4 protein-coding genes are annotated in these 8,307 nt (G+C 36.4%); 2 read left to right on the top strand and 2 right to left on the bottom strand.

The genetic code is table 11. From position 1 onward, the window contains the following. Positions 1-513 precede the first annotated feature (513 nt). Positions 514-2,490, top strand: a complete 1,977-nt coding sequence (locus tag EO98_RS10565; RefSeq protein ID WP_048140385.1) for a hypothetical protein — start codon at positions 514-516, stop codon at positions 2,488-2,490. A gap of 256 nt (positions 2,491-2,746) precedes the next feature. Here EO98_RS10565 and EO98_RS10560 read toward each other — a convergent pair whose 3' ends face one another. Then, positions 2,747-4,294, bottom strand: coding sequence for a hypothetical protein (locus tag EO98_RS10560; RefSeq protein WP_235283596.1), 1,548 nt, complete (start codon positions 4,292-4,294; stop codon positions 2,747-2,749). Positions 4,295-5,231: 937 nt separating this feature from the next. Beyond that, positions 5,232-5,858 carry a serine O-acetyltransferase gene (locus tag EO98_RS10555; RefSeq protein ID WP_048140387.1) on the bottom strand — a complete coding sequence of 209 codons (627 nt, stop codon included), beginning with the start codon at positions 5,856-5,858 and terminating at the stop codon, positions 5,232-5,234. Positions 5,859-6,439: 581 nt separating this feature from the next. Between EO98_RS10555 and EO98_RS10550 the strand changes: the two genes are divergently transcribed. Then, on the top strand, positions 6,440-7,942 hold the full coding sequence (locus EO98_RS10550) for a right-handed parallel beta-helix repeat-containing protein (protein ID WP_082098571.1): 1,503 nt from the start codon (positions 6,440-6,442) through the stop codon (positions 7,940-7,942). Positions 7,943-8,307: the final 365 nt, after the last annotated feature.

Genomic DNA, 8,307 nt, shown 5'->3' with positions numbered 1-8,307 from the left:
TAAAAACGGGGTCATTTTATGGAATATCCTTTTGTTTCGGTTGTAATAGGTATTCGCAACGAAGAAAAATTCATTGAAGAATGCATTGAAGCGCTTCTTAATATTCATTGAGTCGTTTCAAGGATCTGCGGCGAAGTAACATAGGCAATATTCAGGAATGATTAAATAATTTTCACTAGCAAGATGACTGATTTAGCTTCAACTAAATTATTCTTTGCCTAAGTTATTTCGTTTATGTCAAAGAGGATCTTGTTGCTTTTATTGACTGGGAATTTAGTGTCAATTCCTTGTAACTGATTATGTAATATAAAAATTAAAGTGAGCAGAGCATTTTGGATGGCCGGGGGATTTTTCAAAGCAAAATCTTCTTAATCAATGACCTATCTGTAAATGTCATTTAGTTTTTAAAAAATTTTCTCTGCAATTCAAGTTTAATACGGTCTGTCAAGTTAAGTATGATCTGAATTGTATCGGGTTTCAGGATTATGAGGTTTAAGAATTAATGGGGATACTATGTCTATATTGAATGAAGTTAAGGAGTTCCAGTCTGCTAATAATAATAACAAGCAGATGAAATTTATCTACTCTTTGTTTCCATTATGCGTAATCTTTGCCGTATTATTTGCATTCTTATGGATGTTTGCGGTTGGAAAATTTGGTTTTGCAGTTAGAGGGTTGTTTACTGGAGTCCCTGCAGTTATTTCCTGTATTATTGTATTATTCATTTACAAAAAAGATATGGGACTAAGTGATATTCTTATTTTTCCTTCTATAAGTCGAAACTCTTTAATCTATCTATTTGGAATTTTCTATCTTGGCTCAGTCAGCACCCTTTTATTGTCTCAAGGGGGCAGATCCTGGTTTTATTTTATATTTATTTTGTTACTTTATATTCTGATTTTGCTGCAAATTTTTTCTGAAAAGTCAAATCCTTCCGTTATCCTGGCGGAGATTTTTTTAAGTCTGTTAAATCTTACTTACAGTGTTACGTTAAATTATGATCTTTACTTTGGGACAACTGACATTATGCCCCATATTTTACTTTCAGAAATGACTGCCATGTCAGGACATGTTGTTTCAACTTCTTTAACCGATTATGCATACTTTCCTTTGTATCACATAATGGTCGCTGCATCCTCTCTCATCTTACATATGGGTGTAAAATCTTCTCTTTTTTTAATAACTGCCCCGATTTATGCAATAACTATCATTTTCCTCTACTATCTTTTTCTCTATATTACTCAGAATCGGCAGATTTCCCTGCTTTCCTGTTTACTCTTTTCTTCGAGTTCTGTTGTGCTTTATTACGGTGCAAATATGATCACCCGCACAATGTCTTTCGTAATGTTCGTCGTATTACTGTATCTACTTTACAGTGTCAATTTTAAAGAGTCTAAACTCTCTGTGAAAATCCTTTCGGTTATTGTCGTGCTTTTTTTAACACTGGTGCATAACGTTTCCTTGCCCCAGTTTGTCCTGTTATTAGTTATTCTCCTTGTTTGCGAATCTCTTGTCAACGTTGGCAGTTATATAAGCAAACCCTTTTTTATCCTGTTAAATGTTATTTTTATATCATACTGGTTTTTTGTAGCATACCTGTTTGTCCAAAGGGGTATAACCATACGTTTACAGAGTCAGTTATGGGACTCAATGGTTTTGACATCCGAAGGTTTGGGAAATGTTAATGAGTATCTGATTAATTTAGTCGGATATCTTGACGGCTCTGTTTTTCTATTTTTTGCTTTAATTGGGATTGGTTTTCTACTTAAAAAAAACAAAAACAACTATGCTTCAGTATTCGGGTTATTCGCCCTGGTTACTCTTATCTTTTATATCCCGAATCCTCTCAATACTATCTGGCAGTTGCATGTCTTATTCAGGATTGACAGATTCAGGCTGTTTGTCAGCCCCTTTATGGCTTTTGTTATGAGCTACGGTATTTATGTATTCTGGAACTATCTGTCAAAGTCCTCCTCTAAAAAAGGTTATCCTTTATTCTTTATTTTTTTATTGTTCTCTACTTTCGTCTTTGTTTCTTCTGTCTACAGTATCTCGGATTCTGAGAGTCTCATTGTTGAATCCGCGCATCCGTATTTTACAGCCCCGGAATTGAGAGGGTTTGAGCATGTTAAGTGTTATGCTCCTGCTGGCTCTTACATTTACTCCGATTATTACGCATCCAGGTATTTTTATTTCCCTCGGATTCCGGGGGCTCCCGAAGAAAATAACCTTTCTTTTTTCCGGAGCTACAGAATTGCTGATGTGAATAACTTTGCTCAGTATAGTGGTTATATCGTGATTAGAACCAGGGAATTCCTCCGAGCTGGTTTATATTTGAGTGAAGGAGGAAATGGTGTCGAAAGCGCTAATTATTTTTTCAGGGGAACTCCTGAAAATGAACTGGAGATGAATCGCAATCTGAATAAAATAAATAAAATTTATTCGAGTCCGGTAGAAGATATATTTATTGGCGGCTCCCGAGTACATTGAGCCCTTGCTTACTATCTAAGGACCCACCGCGAAATAACATGGGCAACTTTTTGATTGTACTCTCCCCAGTTTCACAAACAAGCCCATCGATTAAATCCCATAATAATTCTGCGTTGCCCAGGGTATTTCGTAACAAATCCTTAGCTTCCTTTCAGGCTTTTTTATCTTTCTCTATAACTTTCTCCTCTTCTGCTTTTTGTGGATAAGTTCTCTTTTTTCATCCCTTCCTTTTAACAAACTCAAGGGACGTGCTCATTTAAGCGGCGTGCTCATAAATTTCTATATTGAGGGAGTCATAGATCTTGCGCAGAGGATAACTTTCGGGAGGTATGAACACTTTCCCGACAGATGTCGGGGTCTCCGATCTAGATTCATTCAAACTCAATTCCTTCGAAAAAGTGGTCACCACAAAATAGAATGGCTCATTTTCTGACGAATTTTTTAAATGGATTATATCCTCAGAAGAGTATTTCGGGACAGAACTGAACCCAGACGACGTTTCAAAAGGAAGTAAATCAGAGTTTTTTAAATTGCTGGTAGAGCCTGACAGAACAGCGTTTCCCATATTCTTGTCTTCATAGGATATAACGCAAGAAGGGGTCGTTTTTACTCCGGATAACCACTGCATTCCTTTCACCTCATTCTGTGAAACTCCTTCAGATATTCCATCAGTATAAGGAGAACTGAAACAGCTGAAGAAACCAAAGGTCCAGAGAAGGCATAAGATCAGAACCACAGATGCAAAACCAAGCACATGCCCTTTTCTGAGAAATATGATATAGAGTGAATAAGCCAGTAGGGGTATTTGAGCAAAAATGATGAAACTTAAATTTGCAAATCTTTCCGTAGGATAAGGGTTAAAAGGGTTTAAAAGGAAGCCCAATTCGATGAAAAAAGTTGTTATGTATAAGACTAAAAAGGAGGGATACGTGTGGATAAAATGGCGGCAAAACCTTTTACGATTCTCCCATACGATTATGGAATTGATCACAATGAAGATTAATGGAATATAATATTTACCATAATATAGATTAAAATAATGTATTAATTCTAAATTGGATTCTATTCCTAATACGTTGGTCAGACCTGTCACTGATAAAGTCCCAACGCGCTGTGAAAACTCATGAGGTAAAATTTGGGAAAACTGGGAGGCATATTTCGCACAGAACAGGATACTTCCTGAGGTAAACGTCAGAATATAGAGGAAAATAACTTTTCTTCCATTTGAATTGGATACAGTATCTTCAACAAGAATCTCAAAAAATATTTTGCTGAGATGTCTTCCCCTATTCAATATTTTACCTGTAAAAATGAGGAGTAGAGAAAAACAAATGATGTATACAAAAATAAAAGGGTGAGCTAATGGAAGCAAAGTTATCATAAAAAGAAAACTAATAAGCATCGTCCTGTTTTTATCTGAAAGTGCTTTCTTCAGTACAAAAAGATAGATAGGGATCATGCAAAAAGAGAGATAATAAGGAAAAACTGAAAACTGAAAACGCCAGAAGTATAGAAGAAACGAAGAGAGCAAGGTTAACCCAACAAGTTTTTCCCGAAGCATATATGTTCTGCATAACATGAACATTCCGGCAATAAATTGAATCGAAAAAAATATCGGTAAAAAGTGGTAAAGTGTCTGTGCCCCCAGCCCTGAGATCAAATCCAGGGGTAAAACTAACAGAGGGCCCGTAGGAGAAAGGGTTGAAATGGCAGAAGAACCTGACAGATCAAAAAATCTACTATTTTCTGCCAATCCCGTATATGAAAATTCTCCGTATCTCCCAATGGAAACGTATCCAAGCATGTAAGGGATGATCAGTACCGTAAAATGAATAAGTAGCAGTATGATAATTGCAGGTGTCTTTCTATATGAAAGCACAAGTATACAGGAAGAAAAATAACAAAAGAGCAGGATCAGATACAAACGTAAAGGAAGCTGGTCATAGATGCTAGCTACATATCCTTCAGGCGGAATTCTTTTGAGCTCAAAGAGACCATAAGTTATAAGTAACAAAGAAATAGAGCTCAGAAAGGTCAAGATTCGATTAGTATCTTTTTTCAACGTGCCCGCCGTCCTTCTTGATAATTATAGAGTATTATTTCTACAATATCTACTCTCAGAGTCCCGATCCGCATCTATTAAAGCAGCAACTCTATTTCTTGGAGCCTGCACAAACCGGAACTTTCAAGCGAAAGTAATTTCTTTTTCAATATATTTTTTTCTATTTTTTTCTCTCCTTTTACTTTTCTTATTCTAACTGCTTTAATGAATAATTGATACTTGTATTAAAACGTCTTTACCAACTATAATGTGAAGTAACTCCTTCTAATACATACTATCGTTGTTATTGTATGAACTCTTTCACACAAAATTATTTTTAATCGATCCTCTTATTTCTGTTGCTCCTTGATTAATTGGTTGGTATTATTCCGAAATGATCACAACTGATTTCTCACATTCTTTCTTTCATTCGCCGCGCAAGGCTTGAGCCCGCCGGCGTACAGTAGATAAAAACAAACTCTATGATCGGTGCTTGAGCTCGAATTCCGAAATATCAACCATCCAGGCAACGTACCGAAAGTTCTGTAAAATTACAAATTTTAAAAAGATCTCTAATCGAAAACTCGATATGAGTAAACCAGCTTCCTGTGCTGTGTACAAAAATTTAGCTTAGAATTTACAGCAGATTCGAGTCATACGGGAAATGAGAAGCCATGATGGAAGTTCTGGTAATATCCTATTATTCTTCAAGTTTTTCGAAAAGTTCCGGGTATTCTTTTTTTAATGTTATAAGTAACTCTTTTGGGACCAGGTTTTCAGAACCCCTATCGTTTATTTTCTTAGCTGGAATCCCTGCAATCCCTATATTTGGTTCTGTAAAGGACTTATTTACAATTGAATTAGCTCCTATAGCTATTCCATCCGCGATTTCTATATCTCCAAATATTTTTGCTCCAGGACCAATGTAAACATTATTTCCTATTTTTGGCGTCAAATCTTCATATCCTGCCCCTGCTTTAGTTCCGATGACCGTACATACATGTATCCTGCAATTTTCACCTACTCTTGCATTTCCGTTGACTACAATCGTACCTGGATGACTTATGGATAACCCAGGACCAAAAACATTTGGCTCAATAAGAAAACCAAGGAATATGCCTAGTAGGTGATACTTTAAATATAGATAATAATAGTAGGGACGGTAAAAATAGGAATTTTTGCAATTTTTATAGTACTCAACTTTTCTTAATAATCTCTGAAATACCCATACTTCATCTAAAAATAACCTCGGCTTTTTCCTTTTTTTGCCTAAAGCAATTCTATCTGCTTCTAAATAATACTTATATTCCTGTTTTGACTTTATCATAGATTTCACTTTTGAGTTATAGAATTTCAATTTTTCGGCTCTATAAAAATCTTTAATTTTATGCAATTATTTCTACAATATTTTTATTTATGTTATACACTATCAGTTTAATATTTAGTTCTCTGACTTGATTATAGAACTTTCTTTCCTGAGTATTTCTCCAGCAAAGACAATATAGATAAATTTGGGGTGTGCGGAGCAATTATTGATACTCTTGTTTTATAGAGAAGTTTAATAGATAATGTTTATTAAGAATGACTAGTTATGTATTGGTGGTGAATGCTGTCTCCAGATAGACGAAAATTAATTCCTGATAGAAAATTTATTGTGTTTTATATGTCTCTTCTATCTCACTCCATTAAAGCTCTTTTTCGAGACAAAAATTGGTGGTATGAAAAGGATAACGAGTTTATTTATCTCCGTGGTAGGGGATTCAGGTTATTCCCCCCATAATTTGTTTAAGTTTTGTTAGTATAATTAAAAACACGGGGACAAGGAATAGGTAAAAAAAGTTGGATGTGTAGGTGGGGACTATAAAAAAATTAAAAGTTTACATTCTAATTCTCTTTTTCTTGACCTTAATGGAAACGGCTTCAATTTCCATCACATCGGGTATGACAGTTTATGTCGCCGGGGACGGCAGCGGTGACTTCAACTGTGACGGAAAAGCCGATGATGTACAAATAAATCAGGCCCTTAAATTCGTAGCCGAAAATCCCGACTACACTACCGTTTATCTTAAAGGGCCTTTTACCTATACCATAGAGAATACCATTTACATTCAGAGTAGTAACACGGTTCTTGAAGGTGATTCCGACGCTGTTGTCAAATTAGTTGACCATGCAGGATGGACTAATTCTCCTATGATACCCTTAATTGGCAGTAAGGGTTCTGTAAACAATCTTACTGTAAGAGGATTTGAGATAGACGGGAATCAGAATGGTAACACCGAAACTCCAAAAGGAAAAGGGTATTACAACTGTATATATTTTGGTCGAGTAAAAAATGTAACTGTTTGTAATATGTACATGCACGACGGCCAAGGCGATGGATTACGGATTCACTATGGTGAAAACATCCAGTTTTATAATAACACTATATATAAGCTTGGACATGATGGGCTTTATGCTATTGAATCTCAGAATGTGGAAGCCTGGAATAATACGATAACCTGCAGGACTAATAGCGGTCTCAGGGTATGGAATTCAAATCATGTAAAATTCCATGACAACTTTATTGATTCTTCCTATGATAAGGATGCAGGCGGACCCGGAATCCAGATCCAGAAGTCCTCAGCTGTCATGGATGATATCGAAGTATATAATAATACCATCCACAACACTTTTGGACCCGGGTTATGGTTGATAGGATACGGGTCTTCTTACTCCATAGAAGAGGCGCAAAATGTCCATATTCATCACAATATCTTCTATAGCACTGGCACGAATCCGAGCATCGATTGGGTGGGTGGTATCGTAACGAGTGGCTTTTACGATACTCTTATTGAGAACAATGTGTTTGATGGTGTATACCATGCTGCAGTAATCCATATGTATCCTGAAGGCAAATCTACCGACCTTTCCCCTGCCGGTACAGGATACACTACCATTGTCCGCAACAACATTATAGTAAATACCCTCAAGCGTAAGAAAGATCCGCGAGGAACAGGGTACTGCGTGATCAATTACCTTCCTGGAACACATACCTTCGTGCTGCAAAATAACTGCCTCTATAATAATGAAGCTGGAGACTACATCAACACAGAATCAAAAAGCGATATCTATGCAAATCCTCTTTTTGCAGACCCGAAAAATCATGATTACCATCTTAGATCGACAGGCGGTAGATGGAATGGGATAACCTGGATAAAGGATCGCATAAGTTCCCCGTGCATTGATGCAGGTTATTCCTCCTCGGACTACTCAAATGAGCCCGAAGGCAATGGAAAAAGGATCAATATCGGAAGGTACGGAAACACTGAAGAAGCATCAAGGTCAGGGGTAATGCCCGGATATGTGGCCTGGTGGCATCAGGTGGTTCCATTCAGGACCCTGATGAGGATATTCTTTTTTAATATTTTTTAAAAACGCTATCGAGAAAAATATTGATTATCAAAAAAATATAGTGGAACCCAAATTTGACAGAAGCACACATTTTATAATGTTGAAATGGGCTTCATGCTTCTGTTTTCTTAATACAATTCAAAATTTTGTCTTGCATCTTATGATTTTTGGACGTTTTTTAATTTACTAAAACGTAGTGTGTCAATGCAACGTGTTTTGTGTAAGAAAATACTGGTATTAATTAACAGAATCTGTCAAATTAGGGGTGGAAAGTGGGTTTCACAGGTAAAAAGGGGGTTTTCCGAAAAGCAGGCATTGGGAAATTAACATATCCTGCAGCCAGAATTTCGGATTACCTCCTTAAAGGACATCCAAACCTTTAGCTG

It is taken from the genome of Methanosarcina sp. 2.H.T.1A.6 (assembly GCF_000979455.1).
Lineage (GTDB): Archaea > Halobacteriota > Methanosarcinia > Methanosarcinales > Methanosarcinaceae > Methanosarcina.
This window is presented reverse-complemented; position numbering and strand designations above follow the sequence as displayed.